31 protein-coding genes and 1 other annotated feature are annotated in these 25,978 nt (G+C 38.7%); of the genes, 10 read left to right on the top strand and 21 right to left on the bottom strand.

Annotated elements, in window-relative coordinates; all coding sequences use genetic code 11:
* Positions 1-49 precede the first annotated feature (49 nt).
* The 3 genes from aroQ to ABS917_RS17485 form a co-directional block, all read right to left on the bottom strand.
* Positions 50-496, bottom strand: coding sequence for a type II 3-dehydroquinate dehydratase (gene aroQ / locus ABS917_RS17495; protein ID WP_350480193.1), 447 nt, complete (start codon positions 494-496; stop codon positions 50-52).
* A gap of 234 nt (positions 497-730) precedes the next feature.
* Positions 731-1,366: a thermonuclease family protein gene (locus ABS917_RS17490; RefSeq protein ID WP_350480192.1), complete on the bottom strand. Its 636-nt coding sequence runs from the start codon at positions 1,364-1,366 to the stop codon at positions 731-733.
* 20 nt (positions 1,367-1,386) lie between these two features.
* A complete protein-coding gene (locus ABS917_RS17485) occupies positions 1,387-1,968 on the bottom strand; it encodes a phosphatidylglycerophosphatase A family protein (protein ID WP_350480191.1) in 582 nt (193 codons plus the stop codon).
* Positions 1,969-2,135: 167 nt separating this feature from the next.
* Between ABS917_RS17485 and ABS917_RS17480 the strand changes: the two genes are divergently transcribed.
* From ABS917_RS17480 to ABS917_RS17470, 3 genes are all read left to right on the top strand, one after another.
* Positions 2,136-2,855 carry an alpha/beta hydrolase gene (locus ABS917_RS17480; protein WP_350480190.1) on the top strand — a complete coding sequence of 240 codons (720 nt, stop codon included), beginning with the start codon at positions 2,136-2,138 and terminating at the stop codon, positions 2,853-2,855.
* A 192-nt stretch (positions 2,856-3,047) separates the two neighbouring features.
* Positions 3,048-3,563 (top strand): YjcG family protein, encoded by a 516-nt coding sequence (locus ABS917_RS17475; protein ID WP_350480189.1) that lies wholly within the window; start codon positions 3,048-3,050, stop codon positions 3,561-3,563.
* Positions 3,564-3,566: 3 nt separating this feature from the next.
* A complete protein-coding gene (locus tag ABS917_RS17470; protein ID WP_350480188.1) occupies positions 3,567-3,995 on the top strand; it encodes a GNAT family N-acetyltransferase in 429 nt (142 codons plus the stop codon).
* A gap of 92 nt (positions 3,996-4,087) precedes the next feature.
* Here ABS917_RS17470 and ABS917_RS17465 read toward each other — a convergent pair whose 3' ends face one another.
* The 6 genes from ABS917_RS17465 to ABS917_RS17440 form a co-directional block, all read right to left on the bottom strand.
* Positions 4,088-4,336: a stage VI sporulation protein F gene (locus ABS917_RS17465; RefSeq protein WP_008403555.1), complete on the bottom strand. Its 249-nt coding sequence runs from the start codon at positions 4,334-4,336 to the stop codon at positions 4,088-4,090.
* An 18-nt stretch (positions 4,337-4,354) separates the two neighbouring features.
* Positions 4,355-4,507, bottom strand: a complete 153-nt coding sequence (locus tag ABS917_RS17460) for a YjcZ family sporulation protein (RefSeq protein WP_079524800.1) — start codon at positions 4,505-4,507, stop codon at positions 4,355-4,357.
* 63 nt (positions 4,508-4,570) lie between these two features.
* Positions 4,571-4,945 carry a stage V sporulation protein AE gene (spoVAE, locus tag ABS917_RS17455; protein WP_483316070.1) on the bottom strand — a complete coding sequence of 125 codons (375 nt, stop codon included), beginning with the start codon at positions 4,943-4,945 and terminating at the stop codon, positions 4,571-4,573.
* Positions 4,942-5,937 (bottom strand): stage V sporulation protein AD, encoded by a 996-nt coding sequence (locus ABS917_RS17450; protein ID WP_350480187.1) that lies wholly within the window; start codon positions 5,935-5,937, stop codon positions 4,942-4,944. Before ABS917_RS17450 ends, spoVAE begins: the two co-directional genes overlap by 4 nt.
* Positions 5,931-6,386: a stage V sporulation protein AC gene (spoVAC, locus tag ABS917_RS17445; RefSeq protein ID WP_350480186.1), complete on the bottom strand. Its 456-nt coding sequence runs from the start codon at positions 6,384-6,386 to the stop codon at positions 5,931-5,933. The genes ABS917_RS17450 and spoVAC overlap by 7 nt, the downstream gene beginning before the upstream one ends.
* A gap of 1 nt (position 6,387) precedes the next feature.
* A complete protein-coding gene (locus ABS917_RS17440; protein ID WP_350480185.1) occupies positions 6,388-6,789 on the bottom strand; it encodes a YhcN/YlaJ family sporulation lipoprotein in 402 nt (133 codons plus the stop codon).
* Positions 6,790-6,950: 161 nt separating this feature from the next.
* Here ABS917_RS17440 and ABS917_RS17435 point away from each other — a divergent pair, with 161 nt between their 5' ends.
* Complete coding sequence (locus ABS917_RS17435; protein WP_350480184.1) at positions 6,951-7,478, top strand: CotY/CotZ family spore coat protein; 528 nt, start codon at positions 6,951-6,953, stop codon at positions 7,476-7,478.
* 96 nt (positions 7,479-7,574) lie between these two features.
* Here the strand turns inward: ABS917_RS17435 and ABS917_RS17430 are convergent, their stop codons facing one another.
* From ABS917_RS17430 to ABS917_RS17405, 6 genes are all read right to left on the bottom strand, one after another.
* Positions 7,575-7,901: a 4-diphosphocytidyl-2C-methyl-D-erythritol kinase gene (locus ABS917_RS17430; RefSeq protein WP_350480183.1), complete on the bottom strand. Its 327-nt coding sequence runs from the start codon at positions 7,899-7,901 to the stop codon at positions 7,575-7,577.
* A gap of 40 nt (positions 7,902-7,941) precedes the next feature.
* Complete coding sequence (gene mgtE / locus ABS917_RS17425) at positions 7,942-9,312, bottom strand: magnesium transporter (RefSeq protein WP_350480182.1); 1,371 nt, start codon at positions 9,310-9,312, stop codon at positions 7,942-7,944.
* Between the two features lie 200 nt (positions 9,313-9,512).
* Complete coding sequence (locus tag ABS917_RS17420) at positions 9,513-10,397, bottom strand: RluA family pseudouridine synthase (protein WP_350480181.1); 885 nt, start codon at positions 10,395-10,397, stop codon at positions 9,513-9,515.
* Positions 10,398-10,408: 11 nt separating this feature from the next.
* Positions 10,409-11,203, bottom strand: a complete 795-nt coding sequence (locus ABS917_RS17415) for an NAD kinase (RefSeq protein ID WP_079524781.1) — start codon at positions 11,201-11,203, stop codon at positions 10,409-10,411.
* Positions 11,203-11,880 carry a GTP diphosphokinase gene (gene yjbM, locus ABS917_RS17410; protein ID WP_251689702.1) on the bottom strand — a complete coding sequence of 226 codons (678 nt, stop codon included), beginning with the start codon at positions 11,878-11,880 and terminating at the stop codon, positions 11,203-11,205. The genes ABS917_RS17415 and yjbM overlap by 1 nt, the downstream gene beginning before the upstream one ends.
* Positions 11,881-12,035: 155 nt before the next feature.
* The gene (locus ABS917_RS17405) at positions 12,036-12,482 is read right to left on the bottom strand and encodes a UPF0738 family protein (protein ID WP_350480180.1); all 447 of its coding nucleotides are present in this window, start codon (positions 12,480-12,482) and stop codon (positions 12,036-12,038) included.
* A 105-nt stretch (positions 12,483-12,587) separates the two neighbouring features.
* On the opposite strand from ABS917_RS17405, the gene ABS917_RS17400 reads away from it, so the two are divergent.
* From ABS917_RS17400 to ABS917_RS17385, 4 genes are all read left to right on the top strand, one after another.
* Positions 12,588-13,175: a CYTH domain-containing protein gene (locus tag ABS917_RS17400; protein WP_350480179.1), complete on the top strand. Its 588-nt coding sequence runs from the start codon at positions 12,588-12,590 to the stop codon at positions 13,173-13,175.
* Positions 13,176-13,183: 8 nt separating this feature from the next.
* A complete protein-coding gene (locus tag ABS917_RS17395; RefSeq protein WP_350480178.1) occupies positions 13,184-13,966 on the top strand; it encodes a lytic transglycosylase domain-containing protein in 783 nt (260 codons plus the stop codon).
* Between the two features lie 321 nt (positions 13,967-14,287).
* The gene (locus ABS917_RS17390; protein ID WP_008403570.1) at positions 14,288-14,686 is read left to right on the top strand and encodes a globin domain-containing protein; all 399 of its coding nucleotides are present in this window, start codon (positions 14,288-14,290) and stop codon (positions 14,684-14,686) included.
* A complete protein-coding gene (locus tag ABS917_RS17385; RefSeq protein WP_350480177.1) occupies positions 14,683-15,504 on the top strand; it encodes a DsbA family protein in 822 nt (273 codons plus the stop codon). The genes ABS917_RS17390 and ABS917_RS17385 overlap by 4 nt, the downstream gene beginning before the upstream one ends.
* Before the next feature lie 810 nt (positions 15,505-16,314).
* On the opposite strand, the gene pepF is transcribed toward ABS917_RS17385, so the two are convergent.
* The 4 genes from pepF to spxA all read right to left on the bottom strand — a co-directional run bounded on the left by pepF (position 16,315) and on the right by spxA (position 20,918).
* Complete coding sequence (pepF, locus tag ABS917_RS17380; RefSeq protein ID WP_350480176.1) at positions 16,315-18,123, bottom strand: oligoendopeptidase F; 1,809 nt, start codon at positions 18,121-18,123, stop codon at positions 16,315-16,317.
* A gap of 54 nt (positions 18,124-18,177) precedes the next feature.
* Positions 18,178-19,305, bottom strand: coding sequence for a competence protein CoiA (locus ABS917_RS17375; protein WP_350480175.1), 1,128 nt, complete (start codon positions 19,303-19,305; stop codon positions 18,178-18,180).
* A 247-nt stretch (positions 19,306-19,552) separates the two neighbouring features.
* A complete protein-coding gene (gene mecA, locus ABS917_RS17370; RefSeq protein ID WP_350480174.1) occupies positions 19,553-20,206 on the bottom strand; it encodes an adaptor protein MecA in 654 nt (217 codons plus the stop codon).
* Between the two features lie 313 nt (positions 20,207-20,519).
* On the bottom strand, positions 20,520-20,918 hold the full coding sequence (gene spxA, locus ABS917_RS17365) for a transcriptional regulator SpxA (protein WP_008403575.1): 399 nt from the start codon (positions 20,916-20,918) through the stop codon (positions 20,520-20,522).
* 467 nt (positions 20,919-21,385) lie between these two features.
* Positions 21,386-21,602 (top strand) — a binding site (T-box leader).
* A gap of 63 nt (positions 21,603-21,665) precedes the next feature.
* On the opposite strand from spxA, the gene trpS reads away from it, so the two are divergent.
* Complete coding sequence (trpS, locus tag ABS917_RS17360; RefSeq protein WP_350480173.1) at positions 21,666-22,655, top strand: tryptophan--tRNA ligase; 990 nt, start codon at positions 21,666-21,668, stop codon at positions 22,653-22,655.
* Between the two features lie 246 nt (positions 22,656-22,901).
* Here the strand turns inward: trpS and fabF are convergent, their stop codons facing one another.
* Both fabF and ABS917_RS17350 read right to left on the bottom strand, forming a co-directional pair.
* Positions 22,902-24,143 (bottom strand): beta-ketoacyl-ACP synthase II, encoded by a 1,242-nt coding sequence (fabF, locus tag ABS917_RS17355; RefSeq protein ID WP_350480172.1) that lies wholly within the window; start codon positions 24,141-24,143, stop codon positions 22,902-22,904.
* A gap of 156 nt (positions 24,144-24,299) precedes the next feature.
* A complete protein-coding gene (locus tag ABS917_RS17350; protein ID WP_350480171.1) occupies positions 24,300-25,235 on the bottom strand; it encodes a beta-ketoacyl-ACP synthase III in 936 nt (311 codons plus the stop codon).
* Between the two features lie 457 nt (positions 25,236-25,692).
* Between ABS917_RS17350 and ABS917_RS17345 the strand changes: the two genes are divergently transcribed.
* Positions 25,693-25,890, top strand: a complete 198-nt coding sequence (locus ABS917_RS17345; RefSeq protein ID WP_008403579.1) for a YjzD family protein — start codon at positions 25,693-25,695, stop codon at positions 25,888-25,890.
* The last annotated feature ends 88 nt before the right edge of the window (positions 25,891-25,978 follow it).

Here is a 25,978-nt window from a genome sequence, read left to right as displayed (position 1 = left end):
AATCGCTTAGTAATTATCCGAAGCATTTAGGGCTATTTTTACATTTTCATTATTTATTGTTTTTTATTGCTTGTACTGCTGCACGAATGCCCAGCAAATAGCTTTCTTTGCCAAAACCGGAGATTTGGCCTGTCACTATATCCGCAAACACAGATTTTTCACGGAAACTTTCACGTGCATGGATATTGGACATATGTATTTCAACGGTTGGACCTGTAAAAATATCTAAAGCATCTCGGATTGCATAACTGTAGTGGGTCCAGGCACCAGCATTTAGAACAATTGCGTCAATGCCGGAAAGGAACGCTTCATGGATTTTTTCCACAAATTCGCCTTCGTGGTTCGTCTGGAAAGTTTCTACTTCAACATTCAGCTCATTCGCCAGTTCCTGAATAGTTTGATTAATTCCCTCTAAAGTTATCGTTCCATAATGTTCAGGATCACGTTTTCCGAACATGTTGTGGTTAACTCCATGCAACATTAAAATTTTTGTCATCATTCTTTCCCCCTTAAAATAAATATACTTTCGAAAGATATAAGTAATTTAAATCCTAAAGTTTCTTGCCATACCATCATACCAATCCCATTGATTCATATACAACCTGCTTCTTCAACATGAGCTAAACGGGAAACAAAATCTGCCTTTATGAGGCGAAACGCAAAAAAAAGGACTTGAAAAGTTATTTTCAAATCCGGCTTCACTATTAATAAAATTTTAGTTGTTTCAGAATTACTTGGTTACTTCTTCCGGATGGAAACCGTCACGCTGTAAATAGTTGTCATGAGCCCAAATGTTCAGCTCTTCTTGTTCAGCTTGTTGCTGAACTTCCAAAAGTTCCTCTTCCAGAGTATCGTTCGGTTTATTGACATAACGCACTGCTGCCAGACCTTCACTTAACAAAATTTCATGTAAACTAACACCGTCTACAAAAGCATACGCCAATAATCGGTCATATTTATCTGTCTCGGGGCCTTTATCAAACAAAAGTTGAACTAAATCCGCCTGTTCCAGCAGTTCGATTGTACGTTCCTTTGCCTCTTCTGCATAAGGCATAGGTTCACCTTTATTATAGTTCATTTCAGGTGTGTCAATCATAAGAAGACGTACACGCTCTTTTTTACCATCCATTTCGACATTGAATGTATCGCCATCATTGGCATTCAAATATTTCACGTCGATTAACTGATTGCCTGTTTTGTCCATCGCAACATCAGTTGTAAGTTTGTATTCTATATTTTGTTCCGTAATTGCAGGGGAAGTTGTTTGCTCTGTATCTTTTTTAGGTTCACTAAATGCTAAGTATAAACCTACTGCAATAATAATAGTACCACTCGTAATTAGCGTTTTTACATCTTTTAATTTCATCGTTTATATTTATATCCTTTCTAAATGTCCGTGTTTGACTTAGGATTCGGTCCTAATTCTACTGGTGGAATATCTGCGAATGTGCCGCCTTCTTCTTCTAAATCTCGCATACGGTGTGCCAATCTTGAAGCTGCACAAGCTGCGATGCTCCCTACTAGATCGTCTAAAAATGTATTTACGGATTCGCCCGCTTTTGTATCAAGCTTTTCAATAATCCCGATTTTTTGCTTATCTAAATGACCGAAAGTTGTTACGGCAATGCTTCCATACGTAAATACTGAGCCTAATGCCAAAGTTTCATCAACACCAAACAGTCCTTCATCAGACTCGATAATTGCTTGAAGCGGTGCCGACAGTAATCTTTTTTCCGCCAGTTCGTCAAGCTCAATTCCGACTAGTACAGCATGTTGCACTTCACGTTTATTTAAAACACGAACAACCGATTGAATACAGTGTTCGATCGTTAAACCTTCATTATATGGTGATTGCATCGTAAACACGATTTCAGCAATATCCTCAATTGTTACATGTCGACGTTCCAACGCATTATACGTAGCTTTTGTTACTTCGTCTGAATGTACACGAATATTTTTATTATGCATAAGAAATCCTCACTTCTGTTTATTTTAAGCGCTCATTTTTCCTGCATTAACGGGTAGTATTACTCCCCACTAATTGAAGTTTCACTTTATAGCTTTCTTTATATATTACACCTTTATTTTACTATATGATACAATTTTAGATACATCAAAATACAGGGGTGACAACATTGGAGAGAGGCACAGTAAAAGATGTTACTTTTTTTAGCAAAGCATTAAATGAAGAGTTAGAATTACTGATTTATATTCCAGCAAATTATTCTCCATTATATGAATATAACATTTTAATCGCATCCGATGGTAAAGATTATTTTCAGTTAGGTGGTATTCCGCGTCTTGCAGATGAACTGATCGATGGCTATTTAATTGAAAATACAATTATTGTTGGTGTGCCATACAAAAATTATGAAGATCGAAAGAGAAAATATACACCAGCAGGAGATCAATTTGAAGCGTATATGCGGTTTTTGGCACATGAGCTCGTGCCTTATTTGGATGATGAATTTTCAACTACACAAGTCGGCGGTGGGCGTGCATTAATAGGTGATTCCATGGCTGCAACTATTTCATTAATGACTGCAATCCATTATCCAAATATTTTCGGTAAAGCTATTTTACAATCACCTTATGTAGATGAGCTTGTATTGCAGGCTGTTAAGGATGCGAAAAATGTCAATATTCTTTCGTTTTACCATATTATCGGCCTCCAGGAAGATCAGGTGGCATTAAAGAATGGTACAGTAAAAGATCTCTTAACACCGAACCGTGAGCTGCATCAAATGTTTGTTCAACATGGTATTGATACATTCTATGAAGAATTCAATGGAAATCATACATGGACTTACTGGAAACCTGATTTAAAACGTGCACTAATTGAAATTTTCGGATAATACGGTATGTTGGAAATGTTTATTCACAAATTTTTCTGTTATAATTAAAACAATTACGCCTTGGTGTGGCTGTATCTAGATTTTTGTTATCATTAATAATTGTATAAATCTATGCCATTTACAGGACGTCTCACATTCATTTAGCACGTTGCTTTATGAAATTATTTATAATATTTTTAGGGGGTAATGAATTTGAAATACGGTATTGTTGCTTTTCCATCTAAAAAATTGCAAGATTTAGCGAACACTTATCGCAAACGCTACGACCCGCACTATGCTTTAATCACACCTCATATTACGCTCAAAGATGCGTTTGACGCGGATGAATCTGAAATCGGGGAAATCTCCAAGCATTTGCAGGAAGTGGCGTCAAGGTTTGCACCTTTACAAATTCACGCCTCTCGAATCAGTTCATTTTACCCGACGACGAATGCCATTTACTTCCGAGTTGAGCCAACACCGCAGTTGGAAAATATTCAAAAATCAATTCAGGAAAAAATCAATTTTGGTGCGCCAAAGCATGTATTTGTGCCGCATATTACAATTGCACAAAAAATGAGCGCTTCCGAGCATGATGATATTCACGGTCAATTGCGTATGGTTGGAGTAGATGAAAAAGATTCGATCGATCGTTTCCACTTGCTTTACCAATTGGAAGACGGCTCATGGACAACTTATGAAACATACAAATTGACTGGAGCTGAGTAATACGTGTTTGAAGTAAAACTAGTTACTACTGACGAAGATCGCGAACATGCATTTACGCTACGTAAAGAAGTGTTCGTCAAAGAGCAAGGAGTTCCACTAAGTCTGGAATTAGATGAATACGATGAGACAGCCGTTCATTTCTTAGTAAATGAAGGTGAGTATTCGATTGCTACAGCACGGCTTCGTGAAGTAGAACCGAAAGTCGGAAAAGTTGAACGCGTTTGCGTATTGAACAACTATCGCGGCAAACGACTTGGCGCATTAATTATGGAAGCTGTTGAACAATACGCAAAGAATGCAGCTTTTGAAAAGCTTAAGCTGAATGCGCAAAGCTATGCAGTTCCTTTCTATGAGAAACTGGAATACACTGTCACTTCCCCGGAATTTATGGATGCTGGCATTCCGCATCGCGCTATGGAGAAGAAAATCTAATTCTTTTAGTCTTATACAAGCAGAAAAACATCCATTTTCCGCCGGAGAAAATGGATGTTTTCATATTGTTACGCCACTTTTTAAGTTCCGACTTACTTCATCATTTTCTCGATTTTCGAAAAATCCAAAGATTTACCGTCTTGAATGATTGATTGGACAATTTTGTCTTCAAGTTCACTCGTAATCGGTTTATTTGCAAGACGGCTCACTTTTTTCACGATTTTCCGAACTTGTTTTTCATCCGAGAAATCTGCATACGTCAATGCATTTGCAAGCGTCATAATTTCATCGAAATCAACGCCGGTTTTGCGCTCCACTTTTTTAAAAAACGAACGATCCATACTGTTTACTTACCTCCCTTAAATAAATGCGCTCCCTACGATAATAAGTAAAATAAATAGTACGACGATCAATACGAATGTCATACTGTTATTACCGCCATAGCCTGGGGAACAACCATAATCACAGCCACCTTGTTGCCAACCTTGCTGCTGCCAACCATATCCAGACATACTTATACCCCCCTTTCTATTTTGTAGTGTATGCAAACACTCAAAAAAAAGGAGGGTATTCGTCTAATCTACTTTTCCTTTAGGCTTAAATATTAATGCAGCGATAAAACCAAACAATATCGCAGCGCTAATTCCGGAGCTCGTCACCTCGAACATACCTGTCAGCAGGCCAATCCAGCCGTGCTTTTCAGCTTCAGCCATCGCTCCATGTGTCAATGAGTTCCCGAACGAAGTAATCGGAATTGTCGCACCGGCACCTGCAAAATTTATTAAGGCCTCATATAAATTAAGTCCATCTAAAATTGCGCCCACTACTACTAAAATGGATAATGTATGACCAGGTGTCAGCTTTCCTACATCCATTATTAACTGACCAATTACACAAATTAAACCACCAACGATAAATGCCACTAAAAATGTAAAGCCGATTGTACTCACCCCATCCCGATTTCAATTGCATGTGCTGTACATGGAATTGATTCGCCTTGTTGAAATGAAAGCGGCGATAAAAGTGCTCCGGTTGCCACTAATAATACGCGCTTGTAACGACCAGTTTTAAATTGTTCCATCATATAGCCACTGTAGACTGCAGCAGAACAACCCGCACCACTCGCACCTGCCAAAAATGCTGTATCTTCGCCGTAAAATTCTGCACCGGCATCACGAAATCGTGATAAATCCTCTTTTTTCACACCACTTTGGGCAAACATCGCAATTAAAATTTTCAATCCGATTTTTCCTAAATCACCCGTCATAATGACATCGTAATCCTGTACTGTCTGGGAACGCTTTTTTAAATGTGCCTGAATTGTATCAAATGCTGCCGGCGCCATTGCACCACCCATATGAAATGGATCTGTTGCTCCGTAATCAATTACTTTTCCGATTGTTGCAGCTTCAACATAGGGAAGCTTCGGCTGATGCTTACCAATTAATACAAATCCTGCTGCAGTTACAGTCCACTGAGCAGTTGCAGGCTTTTGCCCTCCATAATCAACCGGATAGCGAAACTGGCGTTCGACCGAGTTATGCTGACTTGAAGCACCTGCAATGGAAAAATCACTGGCACCCAGTTCTGTCAATAATGAAGCAATAACTATAGAAGAAACAGATGTTGCACAGGCAGAAAAAAGACCGATGAACGAAACGGCCAGTTCCCGAGCTGCAAAGTTTGTAGGTGTCATTTGATTAACTAAATCTCCACCCAGTAAATAATCAATATCCAAATTATTTAAGTTCGATTTTTTTAAAATAGTCTGACATGCTTCAGAAATAAGCATAGCATTCCCTTTTTCGTTCGAAGCTTTTTGCAGACGTTCATCGGTCGAAATTTTGTCAAAATATGTTTGGAATACACTTCGCTTTTCCAAAGGTCCCACTACAACACCAGAGGAAAGAATGGATGGCTTTGATTTAAAAACAATTACCACGCGGCGACACCTACCGATACTAGTATTAATTTGATCAAGGTTACAAAAAAGGCAGATACGACTCCAAATAAAATAACCGAGCCTGCAAGCTTGAACATGTTACTCCCGACACCTAAAACAAGTCCTTCCGATTTCCCTTCAATTGCTGCGGAAACAACAGCGTTACCGAACCCGGTCACCGGAACTGCACTTCCAGCTCCCGCAAATTGGCCTAGTTTACGATATTGTCCGAACCCTGTCAGGAGCATAGCGATAAACACCATTGTTGCCACCGTTGGGTTACCTACAGTTTTTTCCGTAAAGTCAAAAAACATCATATAAATAAAGGAAATTGCTTGTCCTACACAACAAATTATTCCGCCAACTACAAAAGCTTTTAAACAATTCATGGCAAGAGGCGTTTTCGGTGTAATTTGATCTTTTAACGTATTGTATTGTTGCTCTTTCAAGTTATGTTTCCTCCTTAGCAAGCTTTTTTAATGCATGCAATTCTTTCAGCATTTTTTTCTGGTCTTTTTCTTCCATCAATTTAGTCGATTCCCAAAACATTTTGAAATCGGCGGAAACATTGACTTTACTATCGGAAAATTTATCTTCCAACTTCTTTTTCCAATCTTGTTCGATTTTTTGGCGATTCCATTTTTCCAATGGTTTTAATTGCATTGCGACAAATAATTCATCATCAATTACTAAAAGATTCGCCTGTTCAATTGCATCATCTTCCTTTAAAAGCTTTTCTATTTCCTGCTGATTCTGTACATTGTCTGTCAGCGCATACGTTACAACTTTCTCCCTGTCATTGCAGCCTGCAAGAATTAAAAGCAAACCCAATGCCATGAATGATTTCCACATAACAGTCCCCCTTTAGTCCATTTTTCTCCAAGTATAACCTGTCGTATTTTGAATTATTCATCGCCCAAAGAAGTTTGGAGAAACCTGTTCATTAGCCCGATTCTTTTGAGAACCGGTTCATATTATTAGTAAGAGTTAAGTAAACCGGAGGTGAAAAAACAATGGGTTGTGGAAGAGGTAATAACGATGTAGGTGGATCAGGTGAACATCACAAATCACGTGGTTGTGTTTGTGAGGTTGTCCGTGCGATTTTAGAAATTCAAAATGCAGCAGTACAAGATGAATGTAGCCGTTGTACAACAAACTGTTTCCTAGAGCCGCTTGGTGGAATTGTTAACCCGGCTCGTAACAATGTCGACACACGTGTATTTACTTTATTAAACAAGGATGGTTCTCCATTCTTCGCTACGTTCACTACAGCAGATGGAAATGATTGTCCTTGTGTATCAATTTATTTCCGTGTTGAGGATGTATTTGATGGCTGTTGTGCAACATTACGTGTTCTTGTACCACAAGATGATCACAGACATACAGTTGATTTACTAAACGACTACGGAACAGGTATTGATTTCCGTCAAGTTTGTAAAGTAACACAATTTGAAGCTTCAGATAGCTGTATCACAGTTGATTTAGATTGCTTCTGTGCTGTTCAATGTATCGATGATGTGGACCTTGGCATTTGTGACTAATTCATATGAAAAACACATCTCGCGCATATAGCGCGGGATGGTGTATTTTCATAGAACAAACTAAAAAAGAGGAGCCATTAACTTGGCTCCTCTTTTTTATAAAGTATGATGAATTAACACAATCTCATTAGCTTTGATCCAGCGTTTTGTATCATGGCAATTCAGCAATACTTGACTACCGTTGATTTTATCGATTGATCCATGTATTTTTTCTCCTGATTGCAAAATAAATACCAGTACCCTTGGCTCTTTCATCGGCTTCGAAAAATAATGAAGCTGTCGGGCAATAAGGGCATTTTCAATTTTTTCAGGGGTAGGTCGTACATAAATTGATGTACTTTCTTCCTCTATTTCGACTCGTTTTTCTTGTATATAAATCGGACTTGCAATAAAAAGTAATGGGTGAATTTCCACATTCCACATCCTTTTTCATACAATATGCAAAGTCTTTTCAAATCGTTCCTTACAGAATCCGGCTAATAAACGTCGATGCAAGGCCAAGATAAATAATAATACTTGTGACGTCATTCAACGTTGTAATAAAAGGGCCTGATGCAACTGCAGGGTCAACACCCAGCTTATGCATTAAAATCGGAATAAACGATCCAGCCAGTGTCGCGACGATAATCGAACAGCAGATTGATGCCCCAACAAGCAGACCGATCATTAATGTTCCTTTCCAGAAGAAAATGATTCCGACAACTATTGCACCGCTAACTACTCCCATTATAAGCCCTGTACTTAATTCCCGCACAATCAGCCTGAATTTACTTTTCCCGCCAATATCTCCAGTTGCAATTCCTCGCACCGCTACAGCCAGTGCCTGGGTCCCACTATTACCGGATGTACCGGAAATAAGCGGAATAAATGTTGCAAGCAAGGCGACTTTATCGAGCGTCGCTTCAAATATCCCCATAAGTCCTGATGTGAGCATTCCTAAAAACAGTAAAATAATGAGCCATGGCAAACGCTTGCCCGCCGCACGTAAAGGACCTGCATCATTATCATCCATATCTGCAATACCCGCCAGCTTGGAATAATCGTCTTCTGCTTCTTCTTCAATAACGTCGATAATATCATCGACTGTAATAATACCTTGAAGCTCACGGCTCTCGTTGACAACTGGAATGGCCAATAAGTCGTAGTCCTTTATCAAGTTCGCGACATTTTCCTGGTCATCCGTTACTTTTACCGATAAGACACGCTCGCTCATAATGTCACGAACATATAAATCACCTTCTGCGACAATCAGTTCCCTTAACGACATGACACCAAGTAGCCGATGTCCCTGATCCACTACAAAAATATAATAGATCGTTTCAGCGGTTTGGGCTTCCTGACGCAGCACACGCATTGCCTCACGAACCGTTGCACTTTCTACAACCGATACATATTCTGTCGTCATAATGGCTCCGGCTGTATATTCTTCATAGCCTAAAAGCTCATTAATTTCATCGACGGTTTCTTCATCCATCATGTCCAAATAATTTTCCCGTTGCTCGGTATCCAACTCATTGAGGATATCTACCGCATTATCGGTATACATGAAGCCGAACATGGCCGCACCGTATGATGGATCCATCTCATCTAAGTATGTTTTATATTCATCGTCCTCAATTTCAGTTGTTTCAAAAATGATTGCCATTTCCTGAGGAGACAAGTAACGATAAATAATTTGCCGTATGTCCGGGCCCACCTCTTCGTAAAACTGTGCTTGATCATATGGATGGAGTACAAGGAAATGTTCACGGAACGCCTCAATATTTTCTTCATCAAGCAGCATTCGCAAAAACGCTTCATCGTACTGGACTTCATCATTTTTTTCCTCTATCATGCTTGCCCCCTCCTTTCTACTTTTCATAACGAGTTATTTTATGACTAATTACCATTCCTCGTCAAGGCTAATTACGTTTTATCATTATTTTTTTCGTACATTCAGGAAATTGACTAATGACTTACGTAAAATCCTTCTCAACAGTATATTCCCAATTTCACCAAAAATAAAAGATGCCAATGAAATCTTGGCATCTTGTATTAGTTAATCAATATAGAGATCTCTTCTGGCAGCTTGCTTTCAAAATGCACTCTTTCTTTCGTTAACGGATGTTCAAATTCAATGTACCGGCAATGGAGTGCCTGGCGGTCAATTAAAGTATGTGTGCCTCCATATAACTCATCCCCTACTAATGGGTGGCCTATATAAGCCATATGAACACGTATTTGATGGGTTCTTCCTGTATGAAGCTTCAGGCGAATATGTGTCATATTATTTTTACGAGACAGCACAGTTACATCCGTATGGGCAAATTGACCGTCTGGACGTACTTCACGTTCAATAATGCTCGTATCCTTCCGACCGATTGGAGCAATAATCGATTGCTGAGCTTGTTCAATGATACCTTCTGCAACTGCTTCATATTCACGATGAATTTGTCCCTTTTTTTGCTGTTCACTCATTAAATGATGAATATGACGATGCTTCGCTATAAGCATCAACCCGGATGTATCGCGGTCAAGTCTTGTCACTATATGAACAGTAGAAGCAAGCTGCTGCTGTTCAAAATAGCCATATACAAGGTTTGCAAGCGTATGTTTCGGGTGTTCCCGAGAAGGAATCGAGCTCATGTAGGCCGGTTTGTCTACGAGAAGCACTGCCTCGTCTTCATACACAACAACCAATTCTCCTTGTACTGGAATCAGTCCTTCACTTGCTTCTTCTACCGGGAAAATAATCGTCACAACATCACCTTCTGCCAAACGATGCCGTACATTTCTTTCTTCTCCGTTGACCAAAAGTGCCCCACCGTCAAATTTAATGGCGGTCAATGCACGCTTTGAAATACCCCAGTGAGCAATTGCATCACGCAAAAGCTCCTGATCGACCGTATTGATAAATTGTAATTGAAATCGTTTATCCATATACCCTCATTCTATTCATTCGAGATAAATGAATCGTGCACACGTTCCCAAAACGGGAATGGTCTGAAACGTGCAAAACGCACTTTTTCATTTGCCACATTAAAAGTTATCGATTTTACATCGGTTTCCGTCATGCTAATATGATCGACCGTCATATTAAACTGCTGCTCATGTACGGGTTTAAGTACACAGTTATGATGTGCCGGCAATACTAAAGAAGATCCGACTGTCCTGAACACACGGTTATTGATCGATGCCATCTCTGTAATTTGCAAAGCCTGCAATGTCGGATGAATAATCGCTCCGCCAAGTGCTTTATTGTAAGCTGTACTGCCCGACGGTGTCGAAATACATAAACCGTCCCCACGGAACCGTTCAAAATGTTCGCCATTCAGTTCCACATCCATTACAAGCGTTACGTCCGGAGATTTGATCGTTGCTTCATTCAGCGCCAAAAACGTACTGGATTCGGAATGCTGACGATGAACCTGCACTTCCAATAACGGGTATTCCACGACATTATATTCTTTTTTGGCAATCGACAATACCAACTTTTCTAGCTCTGAAGGTTTCCAATCGGCGTAAAAGCCTAAATGTCCTGTATGGATCCCGACAAAAGCTGTTTTATCCAAACGGTGCAAATAGCGGTGGAACGCATGCAATAATGTGCCATCGCCGCCAATCGAAAGAACAATTTCCGGCTCTTGTTCATCAAATTGTAAACCGAAATCAATTAAATAAGATTTTGCGAGCTCCATCAATTCATTTGATTGGTCATCTCTGCGTGATTGTATTGAAAACTTCATTATTTGTCACGCTCCTCTTTGTCAGTTGACTTATGGATAGCTGTATTTGTTGCTTCTTTTACTTCACTGAAATATGCCTGTGCCTCTTGAATTTCACTTCTAATGGAGGACATTTCTTCATCTAATCGGAATGCTGCTTCGGCGGCGCTTTGCAATCGATTTTTTATTTCTTCAGGGAAAATCCCTTTATACTTGTAGTTCATGGAATGCTCAATTGATGCCCAGAAGTTCATCGCCAATGTCCGAATTTGAATTTCTGCCACGACAACGATGCGACCTTGAATCGTTTCAACCGGATACTCAATAATCATATGGTGCGAACGATAGCCACTCGGTTTACTATGTGTAATATAATCTTTCTCCTCGATAACTTTCATATCATTACGCTGACGGATCAGCTCGGTTACTGTTGCAATATCATCAACGAACTGACACATAATCCGTACACCGGCGATATCTTGCAATTCATTTCCTAAACGCGCAGTCGGTTCGAATGGTATCCCTTTATCAAGCGATTTGTCATATATACTAGCAAGTGGTTTTACACGACCTGTAACAAATTCAATTGGCGAATTGGCACTCATAATACCAAATTGCGAACGCATCCCTTTTAATTTTATTTTAAGTTCATCCACAGCTTGTCGATATGGACTCAAAAATACTTCCCACTGCCCCAATTTAAAAACCCCCCAACTAGAAATAGTTCATACCTGTCACACTATTTCATCAACACGTTGTTTCAAACAATTATACTTCTTGTAGACGAGAAATACACATTTCACACCTAAATCAAGTGAAATGACTGTTTTTCTTGTGATAATTAAGTTTATTGCTATTTATTCAAGAATTCGGCAAATGCTTTTTCGATATTATCAACAAATTGATCTCCATAGTTGCTGTTGCCTTCAATATTATAAAGCAATCCTTGTAATTCATCAGCAAATTGTTGAAGCGCCAGCAGACCATCCTCCACTTTCAAGTATGCTTTTTGCTCTTCCAATAACATTTGTAGTAGGTGGGGCCATACATTTTTTGAAAAGCTTATATAACTGTATGCCTCATTTTCTTCTATGATATAAAGAAACGCCTCATTATCCGAATCAACGATAACTTGCCCTGTCGATTGCAATTGGCTAAGTTGTTTCTTTTCATTTAAAATAAAATAGATTTCATTATGTACTACTTCAACATGATCAATTAAATATACGTTTCGCAATGAATTAATCTCCTTTTTCTTTTCATCACCGGAAATTGTCGGATGATAAAATTGATGATTCATCTACCCTTCACATTTTACCATAGGACACTCATTTGGTGCAGAAACGTTTAACTTCTTTCAGCCATTGGATTTAATTGAAAACTATTATTAAAAAGGACGATGAAAATGACACAGCAAATTGAAATAGAATTTAAGAATATGCTAACAAAATCACAGTACGAACAGCTTCTTGAAACATTCTCCATAAAAAGCGAACAAATTATTCGCCAAGTTAACCACTACTTTGATACAAAAGAAAACCATTTAAAACAAATTCACAGTGCTCTACGAATTCGTGTCGTGGAAGATTCGATTGAATTTACGTTAAAAGAGAAAGCTTCGAAACACCAGCATTTAGAAACGACAGATTATTTAACACGTGAGGAAGCAGATCGTATGCTGGCCGGTGATGGAGTACCCCCGTATTCTGTAAGTGAAAGGCTGGAGTTATTTAATATTCCCGTTGTCGATTTACACTGTTACGGAACATTGACGACTGACCGTGTAGAACTCCCATACAAAGGCGGTTTGCTCGTATTTGACCATTCTTTCTATTTGCACTGCGACGATTATGAGGTAGAATATGAGACACATGATGAAGCAGTCGGAAAAGAAATTTTCTCTGAATTTTTGGCACATCATGAAATTGAGCCACAGCCTGCGCAAAAGAAAATAGTGCGCTTTATGACGGCTTTAAACAAACAGAAAGGCTAGGTGCTGTGATGGATATTTCATCAATGAAAACATTGCTTGAACTTCAGGCAATGCAGAATTTAAACACATCCAATCAGTCAAGCGCAAGTGTATTATCATCATCTACGTCGACTTTATTTTCCGATTTAATGAGCGACATTTTAGACGGACAGTCTTTATCAAGTTCGCTAAACGGACTTGGTGATGTGAGCACTTTCCAGCAGTTAACGGATCCCGAACAAACTTCTAATTCGCAGCAGCAAAGCTCGTCTGCTCAAAACTATATCGCATCGTTTTTGTTGAACAATTCAGCTAACTTAACGAATTTACCGGGCGCATTCAATAGCCTTTCAGCAAGTAATGAAACATCCACAATTGAACAGTATATGACGGATTTTACAAGAAAGACCGATGTAGCAAATTTCTTTGCCGGTGCCGAGACATATCAAGCAGAAATTACTGCTGCCTCTCAGAAATACAATTTACCTGAAAAACTGATTACTTCCGTCATTAAACAGGAGTCGAACTTCAATGCGTCTGCCACTAGTGCTGCCGGTGCATCCGGGTTAATGCAGCTCATGCCTGCAACTGCACGCTATTTAGGGGTATCTGACCGTTTTGACCCTGCACAAAATATTATGGGGGGCGCAAAATATTTACGCCAAATGCTCGACCAGTTTGATAATAATGTCGAAACAGCGCTTGCTGCGTACAATGCAGGTCCTGGAAATGTAAAAAAATATGGGGGTATCCCACCTTTCCAGGAAACTCAAAACTATGTCAAAAAAATAATAAACTATATGAATGTGTAAATTTTTTATAAAAACCGGGGTACTAAGCGTGGAGATTTGAAGACGAAAGCCAAAAGGAATTTTGAGATTTAATTGTTTATGTTCCTGGAATGCTCTAATTTGTATTAGTTGGAAAATCAGTGTGGAAACCTATTAAATCAACAATTCCACCGTACTGATAATAGATGTGAAATGCTCTTCAATTTTTTTGGCAGGGCACTTTATTTGTTAAAATGGCCCTACGTTGCTAGAATGATTGTATCGCCTAAATGAAATTTACATTACTTACATGACATTCATATTTCATATACTGGCAAAGAAAGACACAAAGGAGTATAACTAATGAATCGAAAATATACGATTCCTTATGAGGAACTCGGTGCTGAAAAGCTTTCTGAATTAATTAACGCGTTCTACTCTCGAGTGGCGAAGCATCCTTTATTAATTCCTATTTTTCCTGAAGATCTGACGGAAACAATTCGTAAACAAATACAATTCCAAACGCAGTATCTTGGGGGGCCTAACCTTTTCTCGGAAGAACATGGCCATCCGATGATGCGTGCGCGACATATGCATTTTAAAATTACACCCGATCGTGCCCAGGCATGGCTTGAATGTATGGCAGAGGCGATGGACGAAGTAGGCTTGGACGGTAAATTCCGTGAAGTTTACTATAAGCGTCTCGTTATGACTGCTCACCATATGGTCAACGCCCCAAATGATGAGGAGGGATTTGAGTGAATAATGTCCAACTTTTACAGCAACCTGTAGCACCATCTACATGTAATAAACCGATTGAGCTTTATATTTTTATTGACCCTCTTTGCGGAAAAGCATTAGCCCTACAAACGACAATGCGTAAACTGCAAGTAGAATACGGTCATTACTTTACATGTCGATATGTCCTTAGTACGGAACTCGCTGCTCTAAACAGCATGACGAGCCGAATGAAAGGCTGTGTTTCCGGAGCGGAATTGGATATTACACATCCAGCATTACCTTCAATTGCAATTAAAGCGGCCGAACTTCAAGGAAAGCGTGCAGGTTTCCGCTATTTAAACAAAGTTCAGGAAGTAGCAACACTTAATACACGCAACATCAATTCACACGCGACATTAATTGAAATCGCACAGCAAGTCAATCTTGATATGGATGAATTCGTGTCGGACTTTGGTTCAAAAGAAGCAGCTCGTGCGTTCCAATGCGATTTATATTTAACTCGTGAAATGGAAGTTGAAGAAATTCCAAGCATAGTATTTTTCAATGAATGCATTGAAGATGAAGGCCTGAAAGTAAGCGGTTCTTATAATTATGAAGTTTACGAGCATATTTTAGCAGAATTGCTAGGAGAAGAATTAATTCGCCAACCGGTTCCCGCATTAGACGAGTTATTCGATCGATTCAGCACCCTTACAACAGCTGAAGTAGCCGAAATCTACTCGATCAATGAACAATTGGCAGAACGCGAATTAAAGAAACGTATGCTTCAGCAAAAAGTAGAACGCATAATGACCGACGAAATTACACTTTGGCGTGCAAAAGAACGTACGACCTACTAAATTATCTATAAAACGCACTTATACATTATTTTCACCAGCTATGCATTCAGCAGGCTGGTTTTTTTATGTTTCTGCAAGATATTTGGAATTCAATCAGTAAAGTAGAGATTTTTGTTGATATGAGGATAGATATAGGTAAATTTACTCCTCTGTTCATTTCTAATGGCTTGAAATGAGAACTTGCTTAGTAAGTAGTTAGGAGGGAGGAAAAAGCTATTGTGAGGGATTTAGAGCTGTTTTTAAAAAGAGGTGTATTTTTTCTTTTTTCCGACGTTTGAATTGTAAAAATAGAATTTTTTGGGGAGTAAGTAGTATGTTTCCCCTGAAATATAGAAACCTTTGAAGCCAATACAGAACATTTTCCCGATTAAGTAAAACTCTCTTTCCCATTCCGTAATTCGTAAGACAAAAACAAAAGAGGCGCCTTATTCTCGAGAAATAGGACGCCTCTTTTTCACAAAGGGGATGGGAGAAATGTTCACGTTCAAACAAAGGGGTGTATGTTTGTTATGTGATTTATTTCACGAGTATTACTCTATCATGGAATAATATTTCTTGCAATGAATCTTTGACGATTTCACAAATTTGCCATATAGTAAGCGTTTCCATATGAAGAAATAAGGTTTAAAACAAAATGTCATAAATTCGTGTTTGATTCCCCGCCTCAAACGCCGATATATCAACATTCTCTAAGCTATTATATCTAATAGCTTCTCCTAAGACCTTTTCTTCATCCCTCACCAGACTGAAGTAAATTTCCATTTTTTCAAGCAAAAAACGCACCTGAAACAGATGCGTTTTCACAAACTATTAATTATTCAATAATAATTTTTCAAGCTCTTCTAATTTCTCTTCGAATACTTTACATGCCAGTGCGATTGGTTCCGGAGATTCCATATCTACACCTGCAGCTTTTAATACTTCGATTGGGAAGTCCGAGCAGCCTGCTTTAAGGAAGTTGTTAATATAACGCTCAACTGCCGGTTCGCCTTCTTCTAAAATTTGTTTAGATAATGCCGTTGCCGCTGATTGACCTGTTGCGTACTGATATACGTAATAGTTGTAGTAGAAGTGTGGAATACGTGCCCATTCCAGACCGATTTCCTCGTCTACAGTCATTGCATCGCCAAAGTATTGTTTGTTTAGATCGTAATAGATCGTTGTTAATTTTTCCGATGTAATCGATTCGCCTTTTGCATCTAATTCATGAATCATATGCTCAAACTCAGCGAACATAGTTTGACGGAATACAGTACCACGGAAACCGTCCAACCATTGATTTAATAAATAGATTTTCTGCTTATCATCATCCAATGTTTTCATTAAGTGATCAAATAATAGTTCTTCGTTACACGTTGAAGCCACTTCTGCAACGAAAATCGAGTAATCTGCATATTGATACGGCTGGTTGGCACGTGAATAGTAACTGTGCATCGAGTGGCCGAATTCATGTGCCAGTGTATAAAGGTTATTTACATTATTTTGCCAGTTCATTAACACATACGGATTTGTACCGAATGTTCCAGAAGAGTACGCACCGCTGCGTTTCCCTTTGTTTTCAAGCACGTCTACCCAACGGCTTTCCAGACCTTTTTGGACGATTTCCTGATATTCTTTACCAAGTGGTGCAAAGCTCTCTACCATCGTTTTCTTTGCTTCGTCATATGTTACTTCCATTTTCACTTCTTTAACAAGCGGCGTAAACAGATCGTACATATGCAGTTCATCGACACCAAGGACTTTTTTACGAAGCTCTACATAACGGTGCAGTGCCGGCAAATAGTCATGGATTGTCGAAACAAGCTGGTCATACACTTTTTCAGGAATGAAGTTATTGCTTAATGCTGCATGGCGCGCTGAATTGTAATTACGAACTTTTGCATTAGCATTATGCGCTTTTACATTCCCTGCTAAAGTTGTCGCAAATGTATTTTTATATTGGCCGTAAGTTTTGTAAACAGCTTTAAATGCTGCCTCACGGACTTCGCGGTTGTCGCTTTCAAGCATTGTAATATAGTTACCATGCGTAATTTGTACTTCTTCTCCATCTTCCCCTATAATTTTCGGGAATTCCAAATCTGCGTTGTTTAAAGCGCTGAATGTTTTGCCAGCTGTCGATGTCACTTCAGAAAATTGTGCCAGCAGCTCTTCTTTTTCCGCAGATAAAATATGGGGACGACCCAAGTTCAGTTCTTTCAGGCTTTGTTCATATAGTGAAAGTGGTTCATAGCTTTCCAAATAGCTGTTTAATGTCGCTTCATCCAATGCTAAAATTTCAGGCGTAATAAATGACCACGCTGCTCCTGCATTTGTTAGAACAGAGCGAATACGACCATCAAGATCCTGGTATTTACTATTCGTAGTATCCTGATCATGCTTCAAATGTGAATATACATATAACTTGCTCAGACGCTCGTATAATGCATCGCTGAATTGCAATGTATTGTATAAGCTTTCAGCACTATCCGCTACTTTCCCTTTATAATCCGAAGCTTTTTTTGATAATTGCTCCACTTCTTTCAGCTCAGCTTCCCAAGCTTCATCGGATTCAAAAATTGTTGTTAAATCCCATGTTAATTGCTCAGGTACTTCTTCACGCGTTAAAATTTGCTTTGCCATTTATTTGCCTCCTACTATTCCGATATTCGAAATTATAAATCTATTTAAACAATTTCAACATCCAAATGCAACCAATTCGTCGTACAGAACATTAAAAAGTTGTTCCTCGGCTATATTTTCATCCAGTTGCTCAATATTGAGATGTCTTAAAATTGCTAAATAATGCTCTACCGCTGCTTTCCGCTCATTCGTCAGCTCCAATTGACTCCATTTGAAAAAATAAGGAATTGCATGTACATTCATCGTTTTAGGAGTGAGCGAATGGTAGTCCATAAAATGAAAAAACTCTACTTGCCATTCTATACAAAATTGATTAAAAGCATGCGTATTGCAGACAGGAATCCCTAAAAAAATCGGTAAATCCGTCATCGTTAGCCTTAATTCATAAATTGAACGGAAAAATCGATCGTTAACCCCTTTTTTGCTTAATAATAGACGGGGCTTGATATATCGATCCCGGTATTTACTGAAGTTTTTCAGAAGTCGATGGAACTGGGGTTCCGATACTTTTTCTGGTACTAAGAGCGGAAAACGTTGTTGACTGAGGGGCAATAACTTAACAACAGCAAAATACTGCAACTTATGAAGGTGGATTAAATTGCTAATATAGTAGAAGGTTTCACTTTTTACATCATAGGTGATGAGGAATTTCTGTTTATTAAACTGTTGCATAAACTGGGAATGTGTATGATTGATTGAAATTTTTACGATACCGGGATTTTTGAATTTCTCGGGCGTGTGCAGAATCCATATTGGTGTTATTTTGGCATGCAGATAGCCGTTTGTACGCTGATGAAAAGATGGATACCCGATTGGGCTGCACTGAAATTCAATTGCAAATTGACGATCTTTAAATGTAAGGAGAAGATCCGGTCGCTGTTGAAGCTGCGGTATATACGGTTCAAGAACGGGATGTAGCTGAAGGTTCGAAAATTGTTGGAAGAGTTGTTGTTTCCCAAGGAGATGTGCAGCAGATTCCCCTTCCGAAAACAAAGAATCGCATTCACTATTTTTTTGATGTGCAAAGTGCGGAATTTTTATTTGTCCAGCCTTTAATAAAAGCTGTTCTTTACATAGGGGACAGAAAAAGGATTGCTGTTTTTTTAATCTTTGCAGTTCATCCATTGGAAATTTCGACGTTAAATGGAATAATTGCTGTTGTTCGGTCATTGCGACCAGCATTTGCTTCCACTCCTTTTTATCAATCTTAATGAAATGCATATTCTATTTCAACTTATAAATAGTAACTATTGGAAACTTGCTTTTTCAAAGAAATTCTAATTTTATATATGAACTTCCACTTTTGCCTCACCAAGTTCTACTTTCCTCAAGCTGCGTTCTACATTTCTCCATCCACTTTTTTCTTTCCTGCCAATTCTCAAACACAAAAAAGCCACCTAAAATCAGGTGGCTTTCATAAACTGCTTTCCTACTCAAAATACGTAATGATTGTTTCGAAGCAGTCTTCAGCAATGATTGTATCCGCATACTCTTCAAGGCGGTGTGCTGTAATTTTGGAAGCCGGTAAATATTCAGTACATAAAGCGATGATATCTCTCGCTTCCTGGCTTTCCATATCTTTTAACTCTACATATAAATAGTAGTAATCCTCCCATTTATACAACACGGACTCTATTCCTAACGGTGCTGCGCGTTTTGCAAGAGGTATTAGTTCGTCAATATCTTTAAATCGGAATCGGGCGTTTTCAAGCGATTGTTCTTCTTCTTTTGCTGCTTTGCCAATCGCATTGAAGATCGATTCTTCCATTTCATTTAATTGATCTGATATATGAAGGTCATCCTCAAAGTTGCCAACCATTGAAGAAGTTTCGGAGTCATTACCTACAGACGCGCGTGTAACAACGACTTCCAATCCACTTTCTGAAGCGTTAATATGAATCCAAATTGGACCATCTAAATCGAAATAATCATCTGTATTTATTTCACCAATGATATCCCAGAAAAGCTCTTCACCTTTTGCGCGATTGTACCATATTTCTTCGCGTGTATAACCGCGGTCCTCGATATCACTATACGTAATAAATAATTTTAGCGTATTTTCATTAATGCGTTCGATGTCCATTAGACCTCAACTCCCTTCACAGTCATTGTATAGAACGTCGCTTTATTTCCAAGTGGCATACAATATGGCGTTCTATTGCATCGGAACTTAGACACTTTTAAATATTAGAAGTATCTATAACTCTATTGTATGATGGATTGGATTAAAATGAAAAGGAAAAACATTATTCGGTGTAAATTATTTGAATAATTGAAATTGTATTGCACGGAACATTTTAAATCAAGTCCTCAAGGTCTCTTTCTAATATGTTCTAAAATAAAAAAAAGATGCTACAATTGCACAATATGCATCCGTAACATCATGAGCGGTATATTTAGTTAACCATGCGCTGGGCTTCTTGCAACTGGTATGCTCGTACTTTACGAGGCAGGAATCGACGAATTTCATCTTCGTTATAACCAACTTGCAGACGTTTTTCATCTAAAATAATCGGACGACGTAATAGTCCCGGATATTCCTGAATAAGCTCATATAATCGTTGTAATGGCAATGTTTCAACATCAACATTCAACTTCTGGAAAATTTTCGAACGCGTCGAGATAATTTCATCTGTTCCATCTTCTGTCATTCGTAAAATCTCTTTGATTTCACTTATTGTAAGTGGCTCGGAAAAAATGTTACGTTCTGTATATGGGATATCATGTTCCTCTAACCATGCTTTTGCTTTTCGACATGAAGTACAACTTGGTGAAGTAAATAATGTTACTAACATTGGCTCACTCCCTCTCTAATTGATTTCAAATTCAATTGCTAGATGTTGCTTCCTGTAAATGAAGAAGCACAAATGTATAAGTAAAACTCAATTTAGAATTAATTTAATTTAAGATTCTGTTCCCATTATACATGAATAACCCATGTTTGAATATACAATGTCAACAAATAATTCAACTTACGTAATAAATTTTATTACGTATTTCTCTCTAATAAGCACGCTTTCTATAATTTTGTGCCATAATAAATTTTACCCATATAATACTAAAATAAAACGTCCTATTTTTCGGAGTTTTTTCTCATTTAACGAAATGTAATTGAGAAAAAAATCAGAAAATACAATGCCATTTCATATAATATAAATATCTATTTACTACTATTTCCATTTTTGCTTCGTTTTATTCATATTTCTTTAAATAAAACAATTGCTTTCTTTTCATTAGTTACGTTATAATCCTTTCAAGATTATGAAAAACGATGACGAAGAGTAGTACATTTAATGAGAATGCCTAGAGAGTCTGTGGTTGGTGCAAACAGATCATTCGTTAAATGGAATGGACTTCCGAGTTAGCTTGATGAACGTTTCTATTAGTAGTCCAGCTCGTCGCCTTCACGTTACGAAGCAAAGTGGCCAATTAAGGCAAGCTGGGTGGTACCGCGGATTTTAACATCATTCGTCCCTTCTATTTTCGAATAGAGGACGCATGATGTTTTTTTATTTTCATTTGATTTTAAGGAGGAACACCCAATGAAAACAATCTTTTCAGGTGTACAACCAACAGGAACTATTACTTTAGGGAACTACATCGGAGCGATTAAACAGTTCCCTGCTTTACAGGAAAACAACAACGCCATTTATTGCATCGTGGATCAGCATGCAATTACCGTGCCACAGGATCGCCTGGAGCTTCGTAAAAATATCCGCTCATTGGCAGCAATGTATATTGCATGTGGCATTGACCCGAAAAAATCGATTTTATTTATTCAGTCAGAAGTCCCTGCCCACGCACAAGCCGGCTGGATGCTGCAATGTGTCGCTTCAATCGGCGAATTAGAGCGTATGACACAGTTCAAAGACAAATCAACAGGTAAAGAATCCGTTTCTGCCGCACTTTTAACATACCCGCCGTTAATGGCTGCCGATATTCTTCTGTACAATACAGACATCGTACCAGTAGGCGAAGACCAAAAGCAGCATATTGAATTAACGCGCGATTTAGCTGAGCGCTTTAATAAGCGCTACAATGACGTATTAACGATTCCTGATATTCAATTGCCGAAAGAAGGCGCTCGTATCAAGTCATTGCAAGAGCCGACTAAAAAAATGTCAAAATCCGATACTAATTCAAAAGCGACGATTCGCCTGCTTGATACAGCAAAAGAAATCGAGAAGAAAATCAAATCTGCTGTAACGGATTCTGAGGGAATCGTTAAATTTGATATCGAAAACAAACCAGGTGTATCAAACTTGCTTATTATTGAATCTGCCTTATCCGGAACAGCAATTGCTGATTTAGAAGCAAAGTATGAAGGCAAAGGCTATGGTGATTTTAAAGCTGGAGTAGCACAGGCTGTTATTGAACACTTAACACCAATTCAAGAACGCTATTATGCACTGATCGACTCACCTGAACTTGATGAAATTTTGGATGAGGGTGCAGTAAAAGCGAATGCCATTGCCTCTAAAACACTCAAGAAAATGGAGAACGCGATGGGATTAGGCCGTAAACGACGCTAATCATCCCGAAAATAGCAACAAGCAGCATATACAACTCTGCTCCATGTACAATGTACATTAATACAGCATGCCATGAATAACCGAGCGTGCGGTAATTCAAGTATAAAATCATATTACTGATCGACATGACACTGAGCCCATAAAAAAATAAAAAAAGTACGAAACGTGTCAAAACACCATCCTTCGTACAACTATACGAAAAACGAACGTGCGATAGAAGAAGCACGTTCGTTTTTTGTCATTTTATTAATCAGTAAATTTTTTAAATAATAAACAAGCATTGTGTCCGCCGAAGCCAAGTGAATTGCTTAATGCATATTCAACTTCCGCTTTTCGCGCGGCATTTGGTACATAGTCAAGGTCACATTCTGGATCAGGTTCGTGTAAATTCATTGTCGGCGGCAAAATGCCTTCCTTCAATGCAAGTACCGTAAAGATTGCCTCAATCCCGCCTGCTGCACCTAATAAATGGCCTGTCATACTTTTCGTTGAGCTCATTGCCAATTTATAGGCATGGTCACCAAAAACAGTTTTGACTGCCTGTGTTTCAAATAAATCATTATACGGTGTGCTCGTACCGTGTGCGTTAATATAACCAACTCGGTCAGGCGATACTTGTGCATCATCGATTGCCATTTGCATCGCACGTGCTGCACCTTCACCGTTCGGAGCCGGTGCTGTAATATGATGGGCATCTCCTGTTGAACCATATCCAACGACTTCACCGTAAATTTTTGCACCGCGCGCTTTTGCATGTTCATACTCTTCCAAAATTAAAATCCCTGCACCTTCGCCAATAACGAAGCCGTCGCGATTTTTATCAAATGGACGTGATGCAGTTGCCGTGTCCGGATTTAACGATAAAGCTGTGTTTGCACTGAAGCCTGCAACCGCCATTGTTACGATCGGCGCCTCTGCTCCACCTGTAATCATCACATCCGCATCTCCGCGTTCAATTACTTTAAATGCGTCACCAATTGAGTTTGTTCCCGATGCACAAGCCGTTACGGAACAAGAGTTTACCCCTTTTGCCCCTAGATAAATCGACACTTGTCCAGATGCCATATCCGGAATCATCATCGGTACGAAGAACGGACTCACACGGCGAACACCGCGTTCCTGGAATGTTAGAAACTGCTGTTCATGTGTTTCCATTCCGCCGATTCCTGAACCGATCCATACACCTACTCGTGGCGCCATTTCTTCTGTTATTGTCAAGTTGGCATCTTTTGCAGCCATCATTGAAGCGGCGATCGCATAATGTGTAAAGCGATCCATTTTGCGCGCTTCTTTCTTTTCAATATAATCTTCTATATTAAAGTCTTTTACTTCTGCCGCTACCGACACAGTAAACTTACTCGTATCAATTCGTGTTAATGGTCCAATACCAGACTTGCCTGCAATTACATTTTCCCATGCTTGCTCTGCACTGTTCCCTACTGGCGATACTGCACCGATTCCTGTAACAACAACTCTTCTTTTCTCCATTATTTAACACCCTTTTCTAAGTTAAGTTCTTTTCCCTATTTAAAGATTTATTTTCATTTCGGGTCGGGGCCAATACGGTATTGGTCACAAATTCATTGTCACAGGACGTGACGATTTTATCATTCGTTCCATCCCCCCATATTCCAGTCAATGTCCTTATTTACCCCACTTTAATGCGAGTGCTCCCCATGTAAGGCCTCCGCCGAAGCCTACTAAAACAACAATATCATCATCTTTGATTTTACCTGATTCCAAATCTTCAACGATTGAAATACCGATTGAAGCAGCAGATGTATTGCCGTATTTCTGGATTGTCTTAGACATTTTTTCCTCTGGTAAGTCAAGACGCTCTCTTGCGGCTTCCATAATGCGGATGTTTGCCTGATGCGGTACTAAATAATCGACATCTTCCTTCGTCATGCCTGCCTTTTCGATTACATTTACTGCTGATTCTCCCATTTGACGAACCGCAAATTTAAATACTTCACGACCATTCATCGCAATATGATTTTTAGGATTCAAATAAAGATGCTTGCCGCCTGTTCCGTCAGCTCCAAGTTCGAACGCCAAAATACCGCGCCCTTCCGAAACTTTTCCGAGAACAGCTGCACTTGCACCATCCCCAAATAGAACAGCTGTGTTACGGTCATCCCAATCTACAATTTTCGAAAGTTTTTCAACACCTACTACTAACACATATTCATAGCTATTGCTCTCAATAAATTGTTTTGCAATGGCTGTTCCATAAATAAATCCTGAGCACGCAGCGGACACATCCATTGCGCCACATCCCGATATTCCAAGTCGCTCTTGAATTTGACACGCCACACTCGGGAAATTCTGATCCTGCGTAACCGTGGCAACAACGATAAGACCGATTTGGTCTGGTGTTATACCTGCTTTTTCAATAGCTTGCACTGCTGCTTTATATGCTAAATCCGATGTTTCTTCATTCTCAGCGATAAAACGGTTTTCAATACCTGTCCGAGAACGAATCCACTCATCCGATGTATCTAAAACTTTTTCAAAATCCTTATTTGCTATAGCTTTTTCCGGAACATATTTCCCCATCCCTATAATACCGGCATTCATATAATAGCCCCCTTGTTTTCTCATGAATCAAAAAATATAACTAATTATTAGTAGTTGGTACTAATTATAGAACATAATTATTTTTAACACAATTAAAATTTATGGAAAAAGAGGGATTGGGGATTTATTCTTGTTTTTCTTTCGGTTAAAACGGCTATACTATTTGGTAAAACATCTTTATGAACTTGATGGCAGACGGAAGTTCTCCTACTTTTCTTTTGATTAAAATTTTAAGGAGCGGATGTACAAAATCGTTCCATTTTTAGACAACCAGCTTCGAGCTATTCTTCTCTTTTTCCGTGTTAATTTCTACATAAAAAAAGCAATAAAAACAAGCATTTATGACAACTTGAAGAATAATTTGATTCGCCCTTTTAATTTCATGAATGCTTGTGGTATGATATTGAAGATGTAATTTCACAATAACGTTATAAATAAGTTCAATGAGGTGAATTTGATGCAATATATCATTACGTTCTTTTGGTCATTCTTATTAGTTTCAATGCTAAACTATGTAGTAAGTTCTGTATTAAGTGTAGATTTTAACTTCATGAATGGCGTAATCGTATCATTAGTATTCAGCGTATTAGTTATTATTATCGCTGCAATCATTCCAAACGAATCAACTCCAGAAGCAGAAGCAGAGCATCACTAATAGATAACAAGGGGCTGTCCGGTAAAACTACTGGACAGCCCCTTGTTATTTCCGCCTATTTTGAATGGGCGACTTTATTAGAAAAATT

The sequence above is a fragment of the Solibacillus sp. genome (assembly GCF_040273735.1).
GTDB lineage: Bacteria > Bacillota > Bacilli > Bacillales_A > Planococcaceae > Solibacillus.
Note: the sequence above shows the minus strand (reverse complement) of the source record. Positions and strands in the feature narration are given on the sequence as shown.

Bases quoted from the DNA above. Each gene is read 5' to 3' on its own strand.
- ABS917_RS17435 (WP_350480184.1), top strand. From the start codon at position 6,951: ATGGGTTGTGGAAGAGGTAATAACGATGTAGGTGGATCAGGTGAACAT.
- pepF (WP_350480176.1), bottom strand. From the start codon at position 18,123: ATGGCAAAGCAAATTTTAACGCGTGAAGAAGTACCTGAGCAATTAACA.
- ABS917_RS17400 (WP_350480179.1), top strand. From the start codon at position 12,588: ATGACACAGCAAATTGAAATAGAATTTAAGAATATGCTAACAAAATCA.
- ABS917_RS17405 (WP_350480180.1), bottom strand. From the start codon at position 12,482: ATGAATCATCAATTTTATCATCCGACAATTTCCGGTGATGAAAAGAAA.
- ABS917_RS17460 (WP_079524800.1), bottom strand. From the start codon at position 4,507: ATGTCTGGATATGGTTGGCAGCAGCAAGGTTGGCAACAAGGTGGCTGT.
- ABS917_RS17415 (WP_079524781.1), bottom strand. From the start codon at position 11,203: ATGAAGTTTTCAATACAATCACGCAGAGATGACCAATCAAATGAATTG.
- ABS917_RS17485 (WP_350480191.1), bottom strand. From the start codon at position 1,968: ATGCATAATAAAAATATTCGTGTACATTCAGACGAAGTAACAAAAGCT.
- ABS917_RS17375 (WP_350480175.1), bottom strand. From the start codon at position 19,305: ATGCTGGTCGCAATGACCGAACAACAGCAATTATTCCATTTAACGTCG.
- fabF (WP_350480172.1), bottom strand. From the start codon at position 24,143: ATGGAGAAAAGAAGAGTTGTTGTTACAGGAATCGGTGCAGTATCGCCA.
- spxA (WP_008403575.1), bottom strand. From the start codon at position 20,918: ATGTTAGTAACATTATTTACTTCACCAAGTTGTACTTCATGTCGAAAA.
- mecA (WP_350480174.1), bottom strand. From the start codon at position 20,206: ATGGACATCGAACGCATTAATGAAAATACGCTAAAATTATTTATTACG.
- ABS917_RS17345 (WP_008403579.1), top strand. From the start codon at position 25,693: ATGCAATATATCATTACGTTCTTTTGGTCATTCTTATTAGTTTCAATG.
- ABS917_RS17440 (WP_350480185.1), bottom strand. From the start codon at position 6,789: ATGTGGAAATCATTCATGGCATTGGGTTTGCTTTTAATTCTTGCAGGC.
- ABS917_RS17465 (WP_008403555.1), bottom strand. From the start codon at position 4,336: ATGGATCGTTCGTTTTTTAAAAAAGTGGAGCGCAAAACCGGCGTTGAT.
- ABS917_RS17420 (WP_350480181.1), bottom strand. From the start codon at position 10,397: ATGGATAAACGATTTCAATTACAATTTATCAATACGGTCGATCAGGAG.
- ABS917_RS17395 (WP_350480178.1), top strand. From the start codon at position 13,184: ATGGATATTTCATCAATGAAAACATTGCTTGAACTTCAGGCAATGCAG.
- ABS917_RS17390 (WP_008403570.1), top strand. From the start codon at position 14,288: ATGAATCGAAAATATACGATTCCTTATGAGGAACTCGGTGCTGAAAAG.
- trpS (WP_350480173.1), top strand. From the start codon at position 21,666: ATGAAAACAATCTTTTCAGGTGTACAACCAACAGGAACTATTACTTTA.
- ABS917_RS17490 (WP_350480192.1), bottom strand. From the start codon at position 1,366: ATGAAATTAAAAGATGTAAAAACGCTAATTACGAGTGGTACTATTATT.
- mgtE (WP_350480182.1), bottom strand. From the start codon at position 9,312: ATGATAGAGGAAAAAAATGATGAAGTCCAGTACGATGAAGCGTTTTTG.
- ABS917_RS17430 (WP_350480183.1), bottom strand. From the start codon at position 7,901: ATGTGGAATGTGGAAATTCACCCATTACTTTTTATTGCAAGTCCGATT.
- ABS917_RS17350 (WP_350480171.1), bottom strand. From the start codon at position 25,235: ATGAATGCCGGTATTATAGGGATGGGGAAATATGTTCCGGAAAAAGCT.
- aroQ (WP_350480193.1), bottom strand. From the start codon at position 496: ATGACAAAAATTTTAATGTTGCATGGAGTTAACCACAACATGTTCGGA.